This window comes from Streptosporangium sp. NPDC002544, assembly GCF_040295965.1.
Lineage (GTDB): Bacteria > Actinomycetota > Actinomycetes > Streptosporangiales > Streptosporangiaceae > Streptosporangium.
Map to the genome: position 1 here is coordinate 35,948 of NZ_JBEOWJ010000043.1, position 21,385 is coordinate 57,332.

Genomic DNA, 21,385 nt, shown 5'->3' on the forward strand with positions numbered 1-21,385 from the left:
TACTGCCGCGCCTTACCATGCGAGAGCAGAAGTCGGCAGCGAAGGAGTGTGCAGTGACGGGAACGATCGTCGTCGAACCGGGCGCCGCGCAGCAGGGCAGACATCTCTGGTTGACCCTGGTGGCACTCTCCGCGGCAGGGATGGTCGTCTCCGTCCAGCAGACCGTGGTCATCCCGCTGCTGCCCCGGCTGATGGCCACCTTCGGCGTGTCGGTGGCCGAGGTCACCTGGGTCTTCACCGCCTCACTGCTCGCCGCCGCGGTGGCCACGCCGCTGCTGTCGCGCCTCGGCGACATGTACGGCAAGAAGCGGATGATCCTGTTCACGGTCGGCCTGCTCGTCCTGGGCTCGTTGGTCTGCGCCCTGTCCGGTTCCTTTTCCGCACTGATCGCCGGACGGGCCCTGCAGGGCGCGTCGGCGGCGCTGGTGCCGCTGGCCATCGGTATGATCAAGGACACCTTCCCGCCCGACAGGGTCATGACGGCCATCGGGGTGGTCAGCGCCACCATGGGCGTCGGCGGCAGCCTCGGCATGATCGTCACCGGCCTGATCGCCGACCGCACCCCCAGCCACCACCCGGTCTTCTGGATCACCGCGGGGCTCGGCGTGATCGCGATCGTTCTCATCGTGCTGAGCGCCCCCGGCGGCGGAACCGGTGCCGGAGGCCGCCCCGACCTCATCGGCGCGGCACTGCTGTCCGCCTGGCTCGTCTGCCTGCTGCTGGCGATCTCCAAGGGCAACGACTGGGGCTGGGGTTCGGGAGCCGTCCTGCGGCTGTTCGCGGGCGCGGGCGGATTCGGTGCCGTCTGGGTCTTCAGCCAGCTGCGGCTCCGGGCGCCGATGGTACGGCTCCACCTGCTCGTCGGCCGCCGTTCCCTCCCGGCCAACCTGGCCTCGCTGCTCCTGGGCTTCGCCATGTTCGGCTCCTTCGCCCTGATCTCCAGCTTCATCCAGACACCCCCGTCTGCTGGGTACGGTTTCGGGGGATCTGTTCTCGACGTCGGTCTCTACGCCCTGCCCAGCACCGTGACCATGCTGCTCTCCTCCTTCATGGCCGGCCGTCTCTCGGCCTGGTTCGGCCCCGCCTACTCCCTCGCTCTCGGCGCCGGCCTGTGCGCGATCGGATTCGGCTGGTTCACCCTCTTCAACGACTCGGTGCTCCAGCTGGTCGGCGCCAACGCGGTGCAGGGACTGGGCTTCGGCGTCGCCTACGCGGCGCTGGGCGCGCTCGCCGTGCAGCACGTGCCCAGGGACCAGAGCGGCATCGCCAGCGGCATCAACTCCCTGGTCCGCTCCATCGGCGGCAGCCTCTCCGGCGCCGCGACCGCCGCGCTCCTCACCTCCATCACCGTCGCCGGCACCGCCATCCCGTCCCGGGACGCCTACGTGATCTCCTTCGGGATCATCACCGTGAGCGCCCTGGGGTCGGCGGCCATCGCGCTCGTGTCCGGAATGATGGCGCGAGGGGTGTCTGAAGTCGGTTAAGATTTCATCTGCATCGCAAGGGGCTATGGCGCAGCTGGTAGCGCGCCTCCATGGCATGGAGGAGGTCTGGGGTTCGAATCCCCATAGCTCCACTTCAGGGCGGTTCTCAAGACGGCCTGAAGTGTGTTGACGAGGTCCCGTCCGATCATCTCGATCGGGCGGGACCTCGCCGTTTGACGGCCACATCTTTGGCGCGGTCCGCCCGGAGGGCGAGTCCTGCTTTCGGGGCTGTGCCGGTTGGGTTCTTGAGCGCGAGCGGGTTGCCCGCCGCCTCGCTCAGCACGCGGCGGGGCACCGACTTCGGCAGACCGGGGTGAAGCAGGTCCAGCAGCCGCCCGGCCGTCGGGTGATCTCCTATGACCGGCGCGGGTTCGGGCGCTCCGCGCGTTCCTGGGACGGCCTTCCCGGTCAGTCCTCCAGCCCGGCGTGCAGAAGATGGCTGAGGAGGGTTCGGATGGCGGCGGTGTGGGGGGAGGGCAGGAGCTGGGTCAGGAAGATCGCGGTCAGGTGGTGACGGGGGTCGATGAGGAAGGTCGTTCCGGCCGCGCCGGACCAGCCGTACTGGCCGGGGGCGCAGGTGACGCCGCGGGCGATCGGATCCAGGTCCGTGGAGAAGCCGAGGCCGAAGCCGAGGCCGTCGTAGCGGCCGGGTTCGGGGATCGTCACGGCGGCCTGGGCGAGATCGACGCCGCCGGGCAGGTGGTTGGCGGTCATGAGACTCACCGTGCGGCGATCCAGCAGGCGGACGCCGTCGAGGGTGTCGCCGCCGCGCAGCAGCATCTGGGTGAAGCGGTGGTAGTCGGCCATGGTCGACAGCAGCCCGCCGCCGCCGCACAGGAAACCGGAGCTCTCCAGCACCGTCTCCCCGGTCTGCTCGACCAGGTAGCCGGTCTCGTCAGGGGTGTACAGGCGGGCGAGGCGGGCGCGCTGCGCCGTGGTCGGGGTGAAGGTGGTGTCGGTCATTCCCAGCGGCGCGAAGACACGCTCGGCGAGGAAGGCGTCCAGGTCCTGTCCGGAGACGACCTCGATCAGGCGGCCGAGGACGTCGGTGGAGACGCTGTAGTTCCAGCGGGTGCCGGGTTCGAACAGCAGCGGCAGCCCGGCCCAGGCGTCGGTGAGCTCGGCCAGGTCGCGGCCCGCGGGCTGCGGTGAGCCGAGGCCACGGGCGCGGTACATCCCGTCCAGCGGATGGTCCAGGAAAGCGCCGTAGGACAGGCCTGAGGTGTGCTGGAGCAGGTGACGGACCTGGATGGAACCCCGCGCGGACTCGGTCTCGGGGGCGTCCGCGTCGCCGCCGGTGAAGATCCTCATGTCGTGGAAGGCCGGTAGGTGGCGCTCCAGCGGGTCGGCCAGGTCGAAGCGGCCTTCCTCGTGGAGGATCATCGCGGCGACCGAGGTGATGGGCTTGGTCATCGAGTAGATCCGGAAGATCATGTCATCGCGGTTGTCCAAGCCGTGGGAGCGGCGGTGGACGACCTGCCCGTGCCGGCTCACCAGGAGTTGCCAGCCGGGTAGGACGCCGTTGTCGACGTACTCGCGCAGCCGCTCGTCGAGTGTGGTCAGGCTCGATGGGGCGAGGCCGTGGGAGGCGGGGTTCACCGCGGTCTGCATGGGCCGGTTCCTCTCCGGACGGCGAGACGCCCCGTAATCGAAGCGACCCGCGCGATGCTGTCCTACGGCGCGCCGCTGAGTCAAGGGTATAGACGCGTGTTCACATACGTGAACTGAAGAGCCTCTTTGGCCTGCTTATCCGACAAATCGGGCATATGTGAAACTAACCATCAAATATATGTGTGGTAGATCAAATATGTGCGGTAAGTTCATGTATATGAACTTCGGTTCTCATACTTGACAGTTCGGCGTGAATTGGCGCACGATTCCGCTCGTGTGAACGGTGCGTTACAAAGGCGCGTTCCGGAGGGCCGTAAACCAGAAGGGCAGTTCGCGATGATGAGGCAGCAGACAAGCCCGGCGTTGAGTTCGCTGCGCACCGGGGGGCGCGTCGATCCGCTGGGCATGCCCGGCACGCCGCCGCGCCTGTCCTGGTCGGTCGCGCCGGACGCCCGGATCGATCCCGGCACGTCCTTCGAGGTGTCCGTCGCAGCCTCGGAGCGCGCGCTGCGGGACGGTCCGGTGCTGTGGTCGGGTGGCGGCGAGCGCCCCTGGGTGGGCTACGGCGGGCCGGAGCCCGCCTCGCGCCAGCGGCTGCACTGGCTGGTCACTGCCTTGGATCGTTCCGGCCTGCGCCTGGCCAGTGACGTCGCGTCGTGGGAGGTCGGGCTGACCTCGGCCGCCGACTGGCGGGCTGAGTGGATCAGTGCCGAGCCGGTGGCGTTCCCGCGCGAGAGCTGGGACCCCTGCCCGTACCTGCGGCGCGAGTTCGACGTCGAGGACGTGGGCTCGGTCCGGGTGTACGCGAGCGCGCTCGGCCTCTACCGCCTCTGGCTCAACGGCGTCGAACTGACCTCCGGCGAGCTGTACCGGCCCGGCTGGACCGACTACGCCGTCCGCGTCCACCACCAGACCTTCGACGGCACGGCGGCGCTGCGGCGCGGGCGCAACACCCTCACCGCCGTCCTGGCCAAGGGCTGGTACGCGGGACGTCTCGGCCTGCTCCGCGAGCCCGGCTACTACGGCGACCAACCGGCCTTCCTGGCGCAGCTGGAGGTCGACGGCGTTCCCGTCGTCGCCACCGACGGCGAATGGCGCACGGGGCACGGCGCGCTCCAGGCCTCCGACCTGCTGCGCGGCGAGATCCAGGACCTGCGGCAGGAGCCCGTGGGCTGGCACCTGAACGGGTTCGACGACAGCGCGTGGGCCCCGGCCCGGCCCTTCGCCGGGGCACCCGAACTGGTGCTGCCGCAGCCGCACGACTCGATCACCGGTTACCGGACGCACTCCGGCCGGTTGGTCCACGAGCACACGCGCGGCCCGGCCATCTTCGACTTCGGGCAGAACCTGGTCGGCTGGACCAGGCTCACCACGCCCTGCACGCCCTCGGTCGAGCTGATCGTGCGGCACGGCGAGATCCTCACGCCGGACCTGCTGGTCTACCGCGACAATCTGCGCGGTGCCTTCCAGGAGGACCGCTACACCGTTCCCGACCCGGGGCCGCACCGCCTGGAGACCTCGTTCACGATGCACGGTTTCCGCTACGCCGAGGTGTGGGGGTTGCCGTCGACGACGCCGCACGGCGCCTACAAGGTGCTGCCGGAGACCTTGATCGAGGCGCGCTCCGTCACCGGGCTGCCCAGCCGGACGGGCTGGTTCGAGTGCTCCGACGACCGGCTGACCCGGCTGGCGAGCAACGTGGAGTGGACCGTGCGGGACAACTTCCTGGAGGCGGCGACCGACTGCCCGCAGCGGGACGAACGGCACGGCTGGCTGGGCGACGCAGGTGTGATCGCCCCGACCGCCGCCTACCACTTCGACGTCTCCGCGTTCGTGGCCAAGTTCGCGCAGGACGCGGCCGACACTCAGGACTCCGACGGGGGCATCCGCAACTACGCGCCGGCCGTGCCGCCGGGCACGTTGAGACCGGGTGCGCCAGGCTGGTCCGACGGCTTCATCCGGCTGGTGCACCTGCTCGTCCAGCGGTACGGCGAGCTGGCCGCCGCGCGGCGCCTGTTCGAGCCCATGGTGCGCTTCCTCGACCACGTCGACCGCGCCAACCCCGACGGCCTGCGGGTCAACCAGACCGGCGCGGACTTCGGGGACTGGCTGTCCCTGCCCGAGCGCGACGGGCTGGAGCGGCACCCCGGGTTCGAATACACCGGCGCGTATTCGACCACGCCCCGGCCGATCGTCGGGACCGGGCACAGCTACCGTTCCTTCGTCCAGCTGTCCGAGATCGCCCATTGGCTGGGCGAGGACGGTGAGGCGGCCCGGTTGGCGGCCAGGGCCGAGCAGATCCGCGCCGCCTACCTGGGGGCGTTCCTGCTGCCGGACGGCAGCATCAAGGAGGCGACCCAGACCGCCTATGCCCAGGCCGTCGGGTACGGCCTGGTGCGGGGCGAGGCCGCGTGGGCGATGGCCGACCGGCTACGCGAGAGCATCGAGCGAATCGGATACGTGACCGCCGGGATCCACGGCGTCGAGCACGTGCTGCCCGTTCTGAGCGCCCACGGGCACACGGACCTCGCCACCGGGCTGCTGCTCCGCGACCAGATGCCCAGCTGGCTCTACATGGTCGGCCAGGGCGCGACGACGATCTGGGAGAAGTGGAACGGCATCGAGCCGGACGGGTCGCTGGCCACCGCCGAGATGAACTCCTTCAACCACTGCGCCCTCGGCGCGGTCGGCCGTCACCTCTTCGAGGGCGTGGCGGGCATCGACGCCACCGAGACCACCTGGACCGGAGAGGTCGTCGTGCGCGCCCGCTACAGTCGCGAACTCGACTGGGTCAGGGCCGCCTATGACAGCCCGGTCGGCCCGATCCGCAGCGACTGGAAATGGTCCGGCGAGGTCGTCGAGCACGAGCTGGAGGTGCCCGGTGCCGCGTACGCGACCGTGCACGCACCGGTCGGCGCCGCGCTGGAGGCCGGGGGCGCGACCGCCGGTGCCGGGCAGGTCCGGCTCGGCCCCGGCCGTCACACGGTCCGCGTGCACCTGGGTTCGCGATGAGGACGCGGACGGTCGTGCTGCGGCTGGCCCGGCTGGCGGCCGTGCTGATCGTGGTGTCGATGCTGTGCTTCCTGAGCCTCAACCTGCTGCCGGGAGACCCGGCCCGGGCGATTCTCGGCGAGTCGGGCACCCCCCAGTCGGTGGCGGCCCTGCGCCAGGAGCTCGGGCTGGACCAGCCGCTGGCCGACCGCTACGTGAGCTGGCTGGGCAACATCCTGCGGGGCGACTTCGGCCGCTCCTACGCCAACCGGCAGCCGGTCGCCGACATCATCCTCCAGCGGGCCCCGGTCACCATCGAACTCATCGTCCTCAGCCAGATCATCGCGCTCGCGGTGGCCGTGCCCCTGGCCGCCGTCGCCGCGATCAAGCGGGGGACCGCGGTGGACCGCGGCATCAGCTCGCTGGTGTTCGTGGCCGTATCGGTGCCCTCCTTCGTCCTCGCGTTCGTGCTGATCTGGGTGTTCGCCATCAAACTCGGGCTCTACCCGGCCAACGGTTTCATCCCGGTCAGCGCCGGACTGGGGCAGAACCTCGGCTCGCTGTTCCTGCCCGCCCTCGCGCTCGCTGCCGGGCCGGCCGCGCTCTACCAGCGGGTACTGCGGGCCGACCTCGTCGAGACGTACGGACAGGAGTTCATGAACGTGGCCCGTGCCAAAGGGATCTCGCCGCTGCGGATGGCCGTGCGGCACGCGTTCCGGCCCAGCCTGCTCGGGCTCACCACCTCACTCGGCGTGGTGGTCGGCATGCTGATCGGATCGAGCGTGATCATCGAGAACCTGTTCAGCCTGCCCGGTCTGGGGTCGATCCTGGCCCAGTCGGTCAGCGCCCGAGACTACGTCACCGTGCAGGGAGTCGTGCTGGTGGCGGCCACGTCGTTCGTGCTGATCAACGCGGTCGTGGACCTGTTGTACGGCTTCATCGATCCCCGGCTGCGGAAGACGCGGACGGTGGGCCGCCAGGTCAGGCGCGCGCGCGAGGTGCCGGTCGCGTGAGCACAGGACTTCTCCCCGCGGTGGGCGCCGCCGGTACCTGGCGCCGGCGGCTGCGTGCCTGGCGGCTGACCGACGCGCTGTCGCTGACCTGGCTCGGGCTCCTCGCCCTCGCCGCGCTGGCACTGCCGCTTTTCCTCCAGCTCGACACCGAGACCATGTCGGCGACCGAGCGACTCAGTGGTCCTTCCGCCCAGCACTGGCTCGGCACCGACAACTACGGTCGTGACCTGCTCGCCCGTGCTCTGTCCGGGGCGCAGATCTCGCTCGGGATCGGGTTCGGCTCGGTCGCCGCGGCCGCCGTCATCGGGGTGCCGCTCGGCATGCTCGCGGGCTATCTGAAGGGCCGGGTGGACGCGGCCATCTCCTTCGTCGTGGACGTGATCCTCGCCTTCCCCGGGCTGGTGCTGGCACTGGCGCTGGCCTCGTTCCTCGGGGCCTCGGTCAGCAACGTGATGATCGCGATCCTGGTGCCGATGACGCCGGTGTTTGTCCGGCTGGCCAAGGCACAGACGATGTCGGTGGCCGGCCGGGAGTACGTGGAGGCGAGTCAGGTGATCGGCACCCGGACGTGGTCGATCGTGGTGCGCGACGTGCTGCCCAACATCCTCCAGCCCGTCCTGGCGTACGCGCTGGTCAGCGTGGGCTCGGCGATCCTCATCGAGGGCGGCCTGAGCTTCCTGGGGATGGGCGTGCCACCGGAGCAACCCTCCTGGGGAAGCATGATCAACAACGGCCGGATCTTCATCAGCGAGGATCCGCGCCTGGTCGCGGTGCCGTCGATGTTCATGCTGCTGACCATTCTCGGACTGAACCTGATCGCCGACCGCTTCCTGTCCCGTTCCGACGCCGCGACGGCAGGTGTGCGATGACCTCCGCTGCCAACGACACGCTGCTGAGTATCCGGGACCTGGTCGTGGAGTTCCCGACCGCTGCCGGGACGGTCCGTGCGGTCGACCATGTGAGTCTCGAACTCGGCTACGGCGAGCGCCTGGGCATCGTCGGGGAGTCGGGTTCGGGTAAGAGCGTGCTGGCCCGCACCGCGATGGGGCTCACCCGATCGGGCACGGCCCGGATCAGCGGTCAAATCGTGATCGACGGACATTCGGTGCTGGATCTCGGCGAGCGCCGCCGCCGGGCGCTGTGGGGACGCGAGGTCGCCATGGTCTTCCAGGATCCGCTGAGCGCGCTGCACCCGATCACGCCGATCGGCGAGCAGATCGCCGAGGCGGTCCGCCGCGACCCCCGGGTGACCCGCAGCCAGGCCGCGGCGCGGGCGGTCGAGCTGCTGGAGACCGTGGGCATCCCGCAGGCCGCCCGGCGCGTCCACGCCCGCGCCCATGAGCTGTCCGGCGGAATGCGCCAGCGGGTGGCCATCGCGATGGCCGTCGCCTGCCGTCCCAAGCTCCTGTTCGCCGACGAGCCGACCACCGCGCTGGACGTCACCGTGCAGGCCCGCATCCTCGACCTGTTCGACGAGCTGTGCGCGAGCTTCGGGATCGGACTGGTGATGGTCAGCCACGATCTCGGCGTCGTCGGCCGCCACACCGACCAGGTCGCCGTGATGTACGCCGGGCGGATCGCCGAGCGAGGGCCGGTACGGGCCGTCTTCGCCCGGCCGAGCATGCACTACACCAGCTCGCTCATGGCCGCGATCCCGCGGCACCGCGCGGCTGAGCAGTCCCTGCCGCGGCCGATTCCGGGGCAGCCGCCCAACCTGCTGGACCCGCCCCCCGGCTGCCGTTTCGGGCCCCGGTGCGGGCACGCCTCGCCACGCTGCCGCGACGAGCAGCCGCCGCTGCTCGCGCTCGGCGACGTCCCCGGCCACGAGTACGCCTGCTGGCACCCAGGAAAGGCGAGCCGATGACGGAACAGAAGCAGCCGATCTTCACGTTGGAGAACGGCTCCGTGCGGTACGGCGGCGGCCCCGAAGCCGTCTCGGATGTCTCGGTGCGGCTCTATCGAGGGGAGATCCTCGGTCTGGTCGGGGAGTCCGGCTGCGGGAAGTCCACCACGGCACGGGCGATGCTCGGCCTGGTCCCACTGAGCGGCGGCCGGTTGACGCTGCACGGCACGCCCGTGGGCGTCCACGATCGGCGGCTGCGGGCGTCGGTGCAGGCGATCTTCCAGAACCCGGCCGCGTCGTTCAACCCGAAGAGGTCGCTGCTCGACTCGGTCGCCGAGCCGCTGCGGGTGCACGGCCAGGGCACCTCGAAGGAACGGCGCGCGCGGGCGCTGGCCGAGCTCGACCGGGTCGGCGTCACCGAGCAGATGGCGGTCCGCCGACCGAACGAGGTCTCCGGAGGCCAGTGCCAGCGGGCCGCGATCGCCCGGGCCACGATCCTGCGGCCCGAGGTGCTCGTCTGCGACGAGCCGGTCTCCGCGTTGGACGTCTCCATCCAGGCGCAGATCCTGGAACTGCTGGCCGAACTGCGCACCGAGCAGGGCTTGGCCATGCTGTTCATCTCCCACGACCTCGGCGTCGTCGCGTCCCTGTGCGATCGGACCGCCGTGATGTACGCCGGGCGGGTGGTCGAGCAGGGCGCCGCGCCGGACATCGCCAACAGGCCACGCCACCCCTACTCGGTCGCCCTCCAGGACGCCGTGCCGTCACTGGACCTGACCACCGATCTCGCGCCCCGGATCCGTACCAGGACCGGGACCGACGATGTGGACGGCCGGCTCCTGCCCGGCTGCCGCTTCGCCGCGCTGTGCCCGTCCGTCACCTCTGCCTGCACGGCCACTCCGCCCGCGCTGGACGAGCTGTCCCCGCGGCACGAGGTCGCCTGCTACCACCCGTTCGAGCCCGCTGTCCGCTGACATCGGCTCCATCAGTCCCCGAGAAAGAAGGCAAGGCAATGCGCGTCCCATATCGGGGTAGCCGCGTGGGCAGGGCGACCGTCCTCCTCCTCGCGTCCGCCACGGCGATCACCATGTCCGCCTGCACGGTGCAGGACGGCAGCACCACCTCCGGCGCCCCCGCCGCCACCGATGCCGTCCCGAAGGCCGGGGGAACCCTGACCGTCGGCGGCGGGGTCGACCTGACCACCCTCGACCCCTCCAAGGGCTCGGCCAACACGATGGCGCTGATCGGCTCGGCGGTCTACGACACGCTGATGGTGGTGCCGAAGATCGGTGATCAGCCGGAGCCGAACCTGGCCAAGTCGCTGGTCGAGAGCGATGACCAGATGAGCTGGGAGATGACGCTGCCCACGGGCGTCCAGTTCAGCGACGGCACGCCCTTCAACGCCGAGGCGGTGAAGTTCAACCTCGACCGGAACAGGGCCGAGGGCTCGACCGCGGCGGCGCTGCTGTCCTCCATCGACTCGGTCGAGGTCAAGGACGACAGCACGGTCGTCATCAAGATGAAGAAGCCCTTCAGCAACCTGCCGTACGTGTTCGCCTACGACGGCTCCGGCACCGCCGGGTACGTGGCCTCCCCGACGGCGTTGAAGCAGTACGGCGACGACTACACGGCGCACGCCGCCGGGGTCGGGCCGTACAAGCTCCAGTCGTGGTCGCCGGGCAGTCCGGTGGAGCTGGTCCGCAACCCCAACTACTGGAACAAGGACAAGCAGGCCTACCTGGACAAGGTCGTGGTCAAGACCATCGGCGACCCGCAGAGCGCCTACCAGGCGCTGCTGGCCGGGGACATCGACCTGATGGCGACCACCTCCTCGACGCTGATGAAGACGGCCAAGGCGAACACCCAGGTCAACTTCGTCCAGGGCGTCGGCGGTGACCAGGACAGCATCATCCTCAACGTGACCAGGCCCCCCTTCGATGACGAGCGGGTCCGTCAGGCGGTGTCGAAGGCGCTCAACCGCCAGGAGATCGTCGACCTGGCCACCGAGGGCCTGGGCAAGCCCGCGGTCAGCCTCTTCCCCGAGGGCAATCCCTTCCACGGCACCGAGGCCAACCCGGAGTACGACCTCGCGGGGGCCAAGGAGCTGATCAAGGCGTACGAGACGGAGACCGGGAAGAAGGCCTCCTTCACCTACACCTGCAACAACGCCCGGGCGGCCACCGACGTCATCGTCTCCCAGCTCAAGGCGGCCGGGTTCGACGTGAAGCTGGACGCGCTGGAGGGTTCCGCCTGGCTGGCACAGTTCTTCGGCAAGAAGTACGGGGCGATCTGCTGGACGATGGCCGGATTCCTCACCCCGGACCTGCTGCCGTACCGGTTCCTGCACTCGGGTGGCGATCTGAACACCGGCGGGTTCAAGGACGCCGCCTTCGACGAGAAGGCCGAGGCGGCCCGCGTCACCGGGAGTCCCGAGGAGCAGAAGAAGCTGTGGAACGAGGCGGACGCCGTCCTGACCAGCCGGCTCCCGTGGGTGTGGACGACCAGCGCGCCGATCGGCTTCATCTGGTCCAAGCGGGTGCACAGCATCGACCTCGACGAGCCGGGCCGGCTGCGCTACAGCGTGCCGAGCTTCCTGAACGCGTGGGTGTCGGGCTGACCTCGCGACCGGACGCCTGACCGAAGGGTAGGACAATCATGGACTGGACGGATCGTGTCGGCGTCGTGACCGGCGCCGCGTCGGGTATCGGCGCGGCCACGGCTCTGCGCTTCGCCGCGCGCGGCATGCATGTGATCGGGTTCGACGTCGACGAGACCGGCCTGGCCGCCACTCGCGAGGCGATCGAGCAGGCGGGCGGCACGGCCACCGTCGAGGTGGTCGACGTCGGCGATGGCGAGGCGGTGCGCCGCGCCGTCGCCGGCATCGGGGCCGCGCACGGCCGCCTGGACGCGGTGGTCAACTGCGCCGTGAACTTCCTGGCCCGGGGCCTGGACGTGACTCCGCCGGAGTGGGACCGGGTGCTCCGGGTCAACGTGCAGGGCATCAGCAACGTGGTGCAGGCGGCGCATCCGCTGCTGGCCCGTTCCGGGGCGGGCGCGATCGTCAACACCGCCAGTGTCTCCGCCCACGTCGCCCAGCCCGCGCGCTGGACCTACAACGCCACCAAGGGCGCCATCCTGACGCTGACCAAGTGCATGGCGATGGACCTCGCCCCGGACGGTATCCGGGTCAACGCGGTCAGCCCGGGATGGATCTGGACACCCGAGGTGAGCCGGGCCGCGCACGGCGACCGGGCCGCCGTCGAACCGGTCTGGGGCCGCTTCCACCTGCTGCGCCGCCTGGGCGAGCCGGACGAGGTGGCCCGTGCCATCGCCTTCCTGTGCTCCTCCGACGCCAGCTTCATCACCGGCGTGGAACTGCCCGTGGACGGCGGCTACCTGGCCATGGGTCCTGAGGGCCTGGGCGAGGACTCCAGCTTCGCCGGATCCGCTCCGGTGACGCACATCGACAGCGATTCGAGGAACCCGCGTTGAACACGCACATCGTCATCACCGACACCAACCTGGGGGACGGCTCCATCGAGTGCGGCGTCCTGGTCCCCGCCTTCGAGGTGAGCCGGCACGACGCCAGGACCGAGGAGAAGGTACTGGAGGTCGGCGCGGACGCCGCCGGCCTGCTGGTGCAATGGGCGCCGCTGACCGAGCGGGTCCTGGCGGGCCTTCCCCGGCTGCGCGCGGTCGTGCGGTACGGGATCGGCCTGGACAACATCGACCTGGCCGCCGCCGCCCGGCTGGGCATCGAGGTCCGCAACGTGGACGACTACTGCCTGGCAGAGGTGGCCGACCACGCGGTCGCGTCGATCTACGCCCACAACCGCAGGCTCACCGCGGCGAGCCGGTCCTACACCGTCAGGGGATGGACCACCGAGGGCATCGCCGCGCCGCTGCCCCCCGGCGAGGACCCCGTCGGCATCGCCGGGTTCGGGCGGATCGGCCGTGAGGTCGCCCGGCGCGCCACCGCGCTCGGCTTCCCGGTGCACGTGTGGGATCCGTACGTCACCGACCTGCCCCCCGACGTCACCGGACATGCGACGCTGTCCGGCCTGGCCGCGGCCGTCAACCACCTCACGCTGCACGTGCCCTCGACCGAGCAGACCCGCGGCATCGTCGGCCGGGCGGTGCTCGACGCGCTCGGCCCGGCCGGGCACCTGGTCAACACCGCCAGGGGCGCCCTGGTGGAGGAGGCCGCGCTGCTGGCCGCACTGGAGGCGGGCACGCTGGGCTTCGCCTCGCTGGACGTACTGGCCGGGGAGCCGCCGTCCGGGATATCGGCGGAGCTGGCCGGGCACGACCGCGTGCTGGTGACCCCGCATGTCGCCTACCTCTCGACGCGGTCGCTGCCGATGCTCCAGCGGCGGGCCGCCGAGATCATGCGCGACCTGCTGACGGCGGCGGGCTGAGACGGTGCGAGCTCTCGTTTTCACCAAGCCGAGCACCGTCGAGCTGCTCGATGTCCAGGACCCCCAGCCGGTCGACGGCGAGGTCCTGGTCAAGGTCCGCGCGGTCGGCATCTGCGGCAGCGAGCTGCACGGCATCCGCGACAGCGGCTTCCGACGGCCACCGCTGATCATGGGCCACGAGTTCGCCGGGACCACCCCCGACGGCCGCCGGGTCACGGTCAACCCCCTGCTCAGCTGCGGGGCGTGCGACCTGTGCCTGCTGGGCCGCGACCATCTCTGCCGCGAGCGGGCCATCCTGGGCATCCACCGGGCGGGGGCGTTCGCCGAGTACGTCTCCGTGCCGGAGAAGGCCCTGCACCCGCTCGCGCCGTCCATGTCGTTCGAGACGGCGGCGATGATCGAGCCCCTGGCCAACGGCGTGCACGCGCTGAACCTGGCCCGCCCGGCCGAGGGCGCCCGCGTCGCCGTGCTGGGCGCCGGCACGATCGGCCTGGTCTCCATGCTCGTGGCCAGGCAGTTCTCCGACCAGGTAGTGGTCTGCGACCTGTCGCGGGAGCGGCTGGAGGTGGCCGGTCGCCTGGGCGCGACCGCCGTCACCACGTCTCTCCGGGGCGAGTTCGACATCGTCGTGGACGCCGTCGGCGCGGCGGCGACGCACCGTATGTCGGTGCAGCACCTGCGCCCGGGCGGCACTGCCGTGTGGGTGGGACTGCTCAGCAGCGACGCCGCCTTCGACGGGCAGAAGATCGTCCGCGAGGAGAAGCACATCGTCGGTTCGTACTGTTACACGGCGGCCGAGTTCGCCCACGCGGTGAAGCTCGCCGAGGAGGTCGCGCTGGACTGGACGTCCTGTTTCGACCTGGCCGACGGCGCGGCCATTTTCGGCGAGCTGATGGCGGGCCGCCAGGATGTCGTCAAGGCGCTGCTGCGCCCGTGGGGAGAGGAGTGAGATGTTCGGTGTACGCCTGCTTCATCTGGGCGATGGAGACGTTCCGGGTCCAGAGGTGTACTGGATGTCGGACTGGGACCAGTGGTACCGGCTGGCCTTCCAGGCCGTGCTGATCCAGGGCGAAGGAGTCACCGCGCTCGTCGGCACGGGGCCGGCCGAGGACCTCGGCCCGATGAACGAACAGTGGGCCGGCTTCCTCGGCGAGCGCGCGGCGATGCGGCGCGAGCAGGGCCAGTGGCTGCCCGACCAGCTGGCCGCGCACGGGGTCGCGCTGGAGGAGGTCACCCACGTCCTGCTGACGCCGTTGCAGCTCTACACCACCTCGAACATCCCGCTGTTCCCGAATGCGCGATTCTGCCTGACCGAGCGTGGCTGGACCCACTTCCACCGCACCAAGCGGCACCCGCACGACGACCGCTGGTCCTGCCTGCCGCCGCACGTGCTGAGCTATCTCACCCACGACGCGTGGGACCGGGTCCGGCTGCTCGCCGACGAGGACGAGGTGGTGCCGGGGATCCGCACCTGGTGGACCGGATCGCACCACCGCGCCTCCATGGCCGTGGAGATCGACAGCACGGCGGGCGTGGTCACGGTGACCGACGCCTACTTCACCCGCCGCAACCTCGACACCGACCAGCCCATCGGGATCTGCGAGAACATCTACGAGGCGATGGCGGCCCACGAGCGGGTCCGCAGGGTGGCCGACGTGCCGCTGACCCTCTACGACGCCGACCAGCTCACCCGCTATCCGGACGGCGTCGTCGCGGCGGTCCCCGGTTCGTGACCGGGATCCGCCCGCCGACGCCCCGGCTGATCGGATCGCGCCAGGTCGGCCCGGTCGGGCTGGGCGGCGCCCGCTGGTCTCTGGTCGCGGAGCCGGACGAGGCGGCCGCGCTCGCGACGCTGCACGCCGCCATCGACGCCGGGGTGACGCTGGTGGACACCGCGCCCGCCTACGTCCCGGCCTCGCGTCCCGGGTGCAGCCACAACGAGGAGCTGATCGCGCGGGGCCTGGCCGCTCACCCGCGCGGCTCCTCGGTCCTGGTGGCGACCAAGGGTGGGCACTGGCGCGACCCGGGCGGCGGATTTCCCGTCGACGCCCGGCCGGAGACCCTGCGGCGGCACTGCCTGGGCAGCCTCGCCGCGCTCGGTGTCCCGCGGATCGACCTGTACCAGTTGCACTGGCCCGATCCGGAGGTGCCGATCGCCGACAGCGTCGGCGCGCTGGCCCGGCTGCGTGATGAAGGTCTCGTCGAGCTCGTCGGGGTCTGCAACGTCGGGCTCGTTCAGCTACGGGAGGCCACCGCGCGGACCCGGGTCGACGCGGTGCAGAACCGATTCTCCGTGCTGGACCGCGCCGATCGCGCGGTGCTGGACCACTGCACCGCGCACGGCATCGCCTACCTCGCCTACTCGCCGTTCGGCGGGCCCGCCGGGGCGCGCGGCCTGGCCGGCCGCCTGCCCGCCCTTGGCGAGATCGCGCTGGCGCGTGGCGTGAGCGCGCACGAGGTGGCCATCGCCTGGCTGCTGGCCCAGTCCCCGATGGTCGTTCCCGTCGTCGGCGCCGGGCGCCCGGGCAGCGTCGCCGCCGCCGTACGGGGGGCCGGGCTCGTCCTGAGCGAGGAGGAGCTGCGGTCGCTGGACCGGGCGGAGCCGCCGACTCAGGACGCGGGCTGGTAGTCCACCACCTTCTGCTCCTGCCGGCCCAGCCCGTCGATCTCCATGCTCACCACGTCGCCGGCCTTGAGGTACGGAAAGCGGCCGGAGAGGCCGACGCCCTCGGGGGTGCCGGTACTGATGACGTCGCCGGGCAGCAGCAGCATGTGGTGGCTCAGATGCACGATGAGCTCGGGCACCGAGAAGATCATGTCGGCGGTGCTTGAGTCCTGCCGTGGCTCGCCGTTGACCCAGGAACGCAGCCGCAGCCGGTCGGGCCGGAGTTCGGCCGCGGGCCGCAGCACCGGGCCGAGCGGGTTGAACGTCTCGGCGCACTTGCCCTTGGACCACTGCCCGCCCGACACCTCAAGCTGGAACGCCCGCTCCGACAGGTCGTTGGAGAGCGCGTAGCCCGCCACGTAGTCGAGGGCCTCGGACGGGTCACTCAGATAGCGCGGCGTGCGCTTCATCACCACGGCGAGCTCGACCTCCCAGTCGGTCTTGACCGAGCCGGGAGGGAGGATCACCTCGTCGTCCGGGCCGACCACGCAGCCTGGGTGCTTCAGGAAGACCACGGGCTGCTCCGGCGGGGCCGCGCCGGACTCGGCCGCGTGGGCGGCGTAGTTCATCCCGATGCACACCACGGCGGCCGGCCGCGCGATGGGCGACCCGATCCGCTGCCCGGCCGTGTCGATCTCCGGAAGCTCGCCTGCGGCCAGGGCGGCGGCGACCCGCTCGATACCGTCGGCCGCGAAGAACGCGCCGTCAAGGTCGGCGGTCAGCGGGGTGAGGTGGTATTCGCGACCTTCGTGCCGTACGGCGGGGCGTTCTGACCCGGCGGGGCCGAACCGGAAGAGTTCCATGTCAGTCCTTATACGTTGCCGCCCGCGCCGTCCTGGTAGCCCATGCGCAACGAGAGCTGGTGAGCGGTGGAGCGGACGTTGTCGATGGTCGTGGCGATGAGCGCCGGCGTCTTGCGCATCTCGGGGATCGAGACGCTGATCGCGGCGCGGCTGCCCCCCCGGTGGCCGCTGAAGGAGGCGGCGATGCAGAACACGCCGGGGGTGTACTCGGAGTTGTCGGTCGCGTAGCCGTTCTCGCGCACCTCGCGCACGGCGGCGAGCAGGTGGGGCAGCGACATGATGGTCTGCGGGGTGTACTGGACGAAGCGGACCTCGGCGAATCGTTCCCGGATCTCCTCGTCGCCGAGCTGGCTGAGCAGGGCCTTGCCGATCCCGGTGGCGTAGGCCGGCAGCCGGATGCCGACGCGGGAAGCGAGCCGCAGCTGCTGATCGGGGTCGACCTTGGCGATGTAGACGTTGTCCGTGCCGTCGAGCGTGGCCAGCTGGACGGTCTCGTTCAAGGTGTCCCGCAGCGCCTCCATGTACGGCAGCGCCGCCTGCTCCAGGTCGGAGACCGCGACGTAGCTCTGGCCCGCCTGCCACAGCCGGATGCCGACGCGGAAGCGTCGCGTCTCGGCGTCCTGTTCCAGGAACCCCCGGGTGGCCATCGTGACGAGCAGCGTGTAGGTGCTGCTTTTCGGGATCTCCAGCAGGCGCTGGATCTCGGTCAGGGTAAGGCCGTCGCGATGGTCGGTCAGCAGGTCCAGAATGGCGAGGGTACGGTCTGCCGACTTGACAAGTGGGTTCATGGGTATGGAAAGCCGTTCATGTAGGTAAACCGGGGTTCGGTCAGTGGTACCTTACTCGGCTCGCTGACGCACAGGGGAGAACCTGGAAAGGTCCGGCTGGTCGCCCCGCGTGGGGGTCCACGCTCTCGACCGGCGGCGCTAGCGGACATCGGCCCGAGCCCGCAACAGCACCTTGCGGATCTTGCCGGAGGACGTCTTGGGCAGCTCCCCGAACTCGATCCGGTCCGGTGCCTTGAACGCGGCGAGCCGGCCGCGCACGTACGCGCGCAGTTCCTCAGCCGAGGCCTCCGCGCCGGGGCGCAGGGTCACGAAGGCAATCGGGCGTTCGCCCCAGCGGTCGTCGGGAACGCCGACCACCGCCGCCTCCAGGACCGCCGGATGGCCGGCCAGGGCCGCTTCGACCTCGATCGAGGAGATGTTCTCCCCGCCGGAGATGATGATGTCCTTGGCGCGGTCGCGCAGTTGCAGGTAGCCGTCCGGATGCAGTACGCCGAGGTCGCCGGTGCGAAACCAGCCGTCGGGCGCGGCGGCCCGGGTGGCCTTCTCGTCCCGGTAGTAGCCGAGCATCACCGTGTTGCCCCGCAGCGCGACCTCGCCGATCGTCTCCCCGTCCCGCGGCACGTCCAGGCCCTCGGCGTCGAGGACGCGCATCGCGCACGACACCAGGTTCGAGACGCCCTGGCGGGCGCGCAGCAGCGCCTGCTCGTCGGCGGGCAGGGCCGACCACTCCGGCCGCCAGTCACAGATGGCCGCCGGGCCGAACGTCTCGGTCAGGCCGTACAGGTGGGTGACGTCGAAGCCGACCCGGTCGCAGCCCTGGAGCAGGGTGGGCGACGGCGGCGCGCCGCCGACCGCGATCGTCACCCGGTGGCCGTCGAACGCCGCAGGGGCGGCCTCGACCAGGGAGATCAGTACGGTGGGCGCGGCGCACAGCATGGTGACCCGCTCGGTGGCGATCAGCTGCCACACCCGGGGCGGGTCGACTCTGCGCAGGCAGACGTGGACGCCGCCGACGGCCGTGACCGCCCAGGGGAACGCCCAGCCGTTGCAGTGGAACATCGGCAGCGTCCAGAGGTAGACGGCCTCCGATGTGAGGCGGAAGTGGCTGACCATCGCCAGGGCCTGGAGGTAGGCGCCCCGGTGGTGGTACATGACCCCTTTGGCGGGCCCCGTGGTTCCGCTGGTGTAGTTCAGGGCCATCAGAGCGCGCTCGTCGGTCACGGGAACCCGGTACGGCGCGGCGTCGGCGCGCAGCGACTCGTACTCCTCCGGATTCACGGTCCTCAGGTCTTCCAGCGGTTCGACGACCGCCGCGGCGAGTTCGGCGAACTCGGGGTCGAACAGCAGCAGCCGAGCGCCCGAGTGCTGGATGATGTGACGCAGTTCCTCGGCCGAGAGCCTGGTGTTGAGGGTGACCAGCACCGCCCCCGCGTACAGCACGCCGAAATGCGACTCCAGCAGCAGCGGGGTGTTGGCGGCGAGTACGGCGACGCGGTCGCCCGGCCGCACGCCCAGACCGGCGAGCGCGCCCGCCTGGCGCAGGCACCGCTGGTGCAGCTCGCGGTAGGTCAGCCGGAGTGACCCGTCGATCACCGCTGTGCGGTCGGCGTGGACCGCCGCGGCCCGGTCGAGGAAGGCCGTCGGGGTGAGGGCATCGAAACTCAGGCCGGCGGCGATGCTCGCGCCGGGCGTCTGGCTGACATGAGCCGACACGACAACTCCACCTCTCTTGCCGGACGTTGCGGCCCATTGTCAGTTGGGTTCCGTATGCTGTCAAGCTGTTCATATATGTGAACTTCAAAAGGAGTCGCGAGGAGATACCGCGGTGCTCGCGGGCTGATCGGGGGCAGGGGACCTGGGCGTCGGTGCCGGCCTGGCCGGCTGAGGAGGTCCGGGACTCGGCCACGGTTTGGCCGGATGGTTGGTCGGTATGTCGTGGAGTGCTCTGACCTGGGATGCTGGGTCCGAGTAAGCGGTCATCGGCCCCTGTCCACGGGTAAGCCCCGCTCCCCGTGCGCCCCTCGTCGTTCACACGGGAGGGCGCCCTCGCGCTCCTGGGAACGGCGGGCCCGGGTCAGTCGTCGGAGGCGACGATGACGGCCAGGGAGCCCTCGTTCCGGTCGATCAGGACCAGCTCGTGGAACTCGCCGAGGATCCATCCCAGGTCGTCGTCGCGGGCCGCCTCGTCGAGGTCGCGGAGGCGATAGCGGGAGGTGGCCGCGCGGATCAGCCGGTAGACCTCGGTCTCCAGGTCGTGGGCGACGGTCTCGGGGAGATCGGTGTATCTGCCGGCCCAGGTGCGGATCGTGGCGGAGGCGGTTTCCGCGTCGACGTCCTCGAAGGAGGCGGCCGAGAGCGCGTCGAGGCGGTAGGGGCCGTGCACCGATCCGTCGCCCTTCCAGGAGTCGGAGCCCAGATAGTCGTCCCGGTACAGCTGGTGCGAGAGCAGCGCGGTGAGCAGCGGTTCGTCGTCCTGTCCGGGGGTGATGCGGAAGTGCTTCACGTCCACCCAGCGGTAGGTCCTGTCCTTGAAGTTGACCAGGGTGGTCGAGGTGAACGCCAGTTGCTCCATGGGTGTGACGATAGTGACTTCCAGGACCAGTTGATCACCGATTGACCGAACCGGACGGGCAGCCGGGAGGCGCGGAAACCAGATACGAGCTGGGCGCACGCGACGTTTGCCGCTCCGGGGCGAGGGCAGCCGCCACCGTATCCGGCACGGTGCTACAGGAGGTCAGATGCTGCCCCGGAAGCAGAGGATCGGCACGGTCGCGGTGATCGCTCACCGGCGGAAGTCATTCGGCGGAGGGCTGGACGAGCTGCGCAGGCTCCTCGCCGACGAGGGAGTCGGCGAGTTGCTCTGGTACGAGGTGCCCAAGAGCAAGAAGGCGCCGAAGAAGGCGCGGAAGGCGCTGAAGGAGGGGGCCGACCTGATCCTGGTGTGGGGCGGTGACGGCATGGTGCAGCGCTGCGTGGACGCGATCGCGGGCTCGGGCGTCACGGTCGGCATCCTCCCCGCGGGAACGGCCAACCTCTTCGCGCAGAACCTGGGCATCCCCGAGGACCTGCCCAAGGCCGTGCACGTCGCGTTCCACGGTGAGAGCCGGAAGCTGGACCTGGGGAAGGTCAACGGGGAGCACTTCGCCGTCATGGCCGGGGTCGGCTTCGACGCGGCGATGGTGGAGGAGGCCGACCGGGGGTTGAAGGACCGCCTGGGGCGTGTGGCGTACGTCTGGACGGGACTGCGCCACGTCCGCGGGGAACTCGTGCCGACGGAGGTCAGGATCGACGGGGTGACGTGGTTCGAGGGCGAGGCCAGCTGCCTGCTGCTGGGCAACGTCGGCACCATCACCGGCGGTATCGAGGCGTTCGACGACGCGCGTCCCGACGACGGATGGCTGGAGATCGGCGTGACCACCGCGAAGGGGCCGATCCAGTGGGCCCGCGTGCTCGGCCGGATGAGCACGGGGCGGTCCGAGGAGTCGCCGTTCGTCCGGATGACCCGGGCACGCAAGATCACCGCCAGATTCGGCTCTCCCATGACCTACGAGCTGGACGGCGGCGCCAAGGGGGCCGTCACCAAGCTCAAGGCCAGGGTCGTACCCGGCGGCATCACCATCCGCGTCCCCGAGTCCACCGGCTCCGAGCAGCTGTGATCCCCGGCCACCGTGGACCGGGGACAGCTCTGTCAGGTTGCCGCAGATTCTCCCTTTTAGTCAACATTCATAACAAATGCAGATTCGGTATGGTTTGTCGACTAAATTGCTTT

The 21,385-nt window shown here is 70.5% G+C and carries 18 protein-coding genes and 1 tRNA gene; 14 read left to right on the forward strand and 5 right to left on the reverse strand.

Annotated features, from left to right (window positions below):
• Window positions 1-53: 53 nt before the first annotated feature.
• Entirely contained in the window at window positions 54-1,484 is a 1,431-nt protein-coding gene (locus tag ABT061_RS42185) for an MFS transporter (protein ID WP_350928885.1), read from the forward strand.
• A gap of 19 nt (window positions 1,485-1,503) precedes the next feature.
• Window positions 1,504-1,576, forward strand: a tRNA-Ala gene (locus tag ABT061_RS42190).
• A 316-nt stretch (window positions 1,577-1,892) separates the two neighbouring features.
• Here the strand turns inward: ABT061_RS42190 and ABT061_RS42195 are convergent.
• Window positions 1,893-3,095, reverse strand: coding sequence for a serine hydrolase domain-containing protein (locus ABT061_RS42195; RefSeq protein WP_350928887.1), 1,203 nt, complete (start codon window positions 3,093-3,095; stop codon window positions 1,893-1,895).
• Between the two features lie 336 nt (window positions 3,096-3,431).
• Between ABT061_RS42195 and ABT061_RS42200 the strand changes: the two genes are divergently transcribed.
• The 11 genes from ABT061_RS42200 (at window position 3,432) to ABT061_RS42250 (ending at window position 15,989) form a co-directional block, all read left to right on the forward strand.
• The gene (locus ABT061_RS42200; RefSeq protein WP_350928889.1) at window positions 3,432-6,107 is read left to right on the forward strand and encodes a family 78 glycoside hydrolase catalytic domain; all 2,676 of its coding nucleotides are present in this window, start codon (window positions 3,432-3,434) and stop codon (window positions 6,105-6,107) included.
• Window positions 6,104-7,099: an ABC transporter permease gene (locus tag ABT061_RS42205; RefSeq protein ID WP_350928891.1), complete on the forward strand. Its 996-nt coding sequence runs from the start codon at window positions 6,104-6,106 to the stop codon at window positions 7,097-7,099. Before ABT061_RS42200 ends, ABT061_RS42205 begins: the two co-directional genes overlap by 4 nt.
• On the forward strand, window positions 7,096-7,968 hold the full coding sequence (locus tag ABT061_RS42210) for an ABC transporter permease (RefSeq protein ID WP_350928893.1): 873 nt from the start codon (window positions 7,096-7,098) through the stop codon (window positions 7,966-7,968). The genes ABT061_RS42205 and ABT061_RS42210 overlap by 4 nt, the downstream gene beginning before the upstream one ends.
• Complete coding sequence (locus ABT061_RS42215; protein WP_350928895.1) at window positions 7,965-8,963, forward strand: ABC transporter ATP-binding protein; 999 nt, start codon at window positions 7,965-7,967, stop codon at window positions 8,961-8,963. The genes ABT061_RS42210 and ABT061_RS42215 overlap by 4 nt, the downstream gene beginning before the upstream one ends.
• Window positions 8,960-9,916, forward strand: coding sequence for an ABC transporter ATP-binding protein (locus tag ABT061_RS42220; protein WP_350928897.1), 957 nt, complete (start codon window positions 8,960-8,962; stop codon window positions 9,914-9,916). The genes ABT061_RS42215 and ABT061_RS42220 overlap by 4 nt, the downstream gene beginning before the upstream one ends.
• A 65-nt stretch (window positions 9,917-9,981) precedes the next feature.
• Complete coding sequence (locus tag ABT061_RS42225) at window positions 9,982-11,559, forward strand: ABC transporter substrate-binding protein (protein WP_350928899.1); 1,578 nt, start codon at window positions 9,982-9,984, stop codon at window positions 11,557-11,559.
• Between the two features lie 38 nt (window positions 11,560-11,597).
• Entirely contained in the window at window positions 11,598-12,434 is an 837-nt protein-coding gene (locus ABT061_RS42230; RefSeq protein WP_350928901.1) for an SDR family NAD(P)-dependent oxidoreductase, read from the forward strand.
• A complete protein-coding gene (locus ABT061_RS42235) occupies window positions 12,431-13,360 on the forward strand; it encodes an NAD(P)-dependent oxidoreductase (protein ID WP_350928903.1) in 930 nt (309 codons plus the stop codon). The genes ABT061_RS42230 and ABT061_RS42235 overlap by 4 nt, the downstream gene beginning before the upstream one ends.
• A gap of 4 nt (window positions 13,361-13,364) precedes the next feature.
• Window positions 13,365-14,309 (forward strand): zinc-dependent alcohol dehydrogenase, encoded by a 945-nt coding sequence (locus tag ABT061_RS42240; RefSeq protein ID WP_350928905.1) that lies wholly within the window; start codon window positions 13,365-13,367, stop codon window positions 14,307-14,309.
• A 64-nt stretch (window positions 14,310-14,373) separates the two neighbouring features.
• Window positions 14,374-15,093 (forward strand): MBL fold metallo-hydrolase, encoded by a 720-nt coding sequence (locus ABT061_RS42245; protein WP_350928907.1) that lies wholly within the window; start codon window positions 14,374-14,376, stop codon window positions 15,091-15,093.
• Window positions 15,090-15,989: an aldo/keto reductase gene (locus tag ABT061_RS42250; protein ID WP_350928909.1), complete on the forward strand. Its 900-nt coding sequence runs from the start codon at window positions 15,090-15,092 to the stop codon at window positions 15,987-15,989. Before ABT061_RS42245 ends, ABT061_RS42250 begins: the two co-directional genes overlap by 4 nt.
• Here ABT061_RS42250 and ABT061_RS42255 read toward each other — a convergent pair.
• From ABT061_RS42255 to ABT061_RS42270, 4 genes are all read right to left on the reverse strand, one after another.
• A complete protein-coding gene (locus ABT061_RS42255) occupies window positions 15,971-16,828 on the reverse strand; it encodes a fumarylacetoacetate hydrolase family protein (RefSeq protein ID WP_350928911.1) in 858 nt (285 codons plus the stop codon). The two genes, ABT061_RS42250 and ABT061_RS42255, sit on opposite strands and share 19 nt — an antisense overlap.
• A gap of 8 nt (window positions 16,829-16,836) precedes the next feature.
• A complete protein-coding gene (locus ABT061_RS42260; RefSeq protein WP_350928913.1) occupies window positions 16,837-17,616 on the reverse strand; it encodes an IclR family transcriptional regulator in 780 nt (259 codons plus the stop codon).
• Window positions 17,617-17,754: 138 nt separating this feature from the next.
• On the reverse strand, window positions 17,755-19,329 hold the full coding sequence (locus ABT061_RS42265) for an acyl--CoA ligase family protein (RefSeq protein WP_350928915.1): 1,575 nt from the start codon (window positions 19,327-19,329) through the stop codon (window positions 17,755-17,757).
• 361 nt (window positions 19,330-19,690) lie between these two features.
• A complete protein-coding gene (locus ABT061_RS42270; RefSeq protein ID WP_350928917.1) occupies window positions 19,691-20,188 on the reverse strand; it encodes a hypothetical protein in 498 nt (165 codons plus the stop codon).
• Window positions 20,189-20,354: 166 nt separating this feature from the next.
• Here ABT061_RS42270 and ABT061_RS42275 point away from each other — a divergent pair, with 166 nt between their 5' ends.
• A complete protein-coding gene (locus ABT061_RS42275) occupies window positions 20,355-21,272 on the forward strand; it encodes a diacylglycerol/lipid kinase family protein (RefSeq protein ID WP_350928919.1) in 918 nt (305 codons plus the stop codon).
• Window positions 21,273-21,385: the final 113 nt, after the last annotated feature.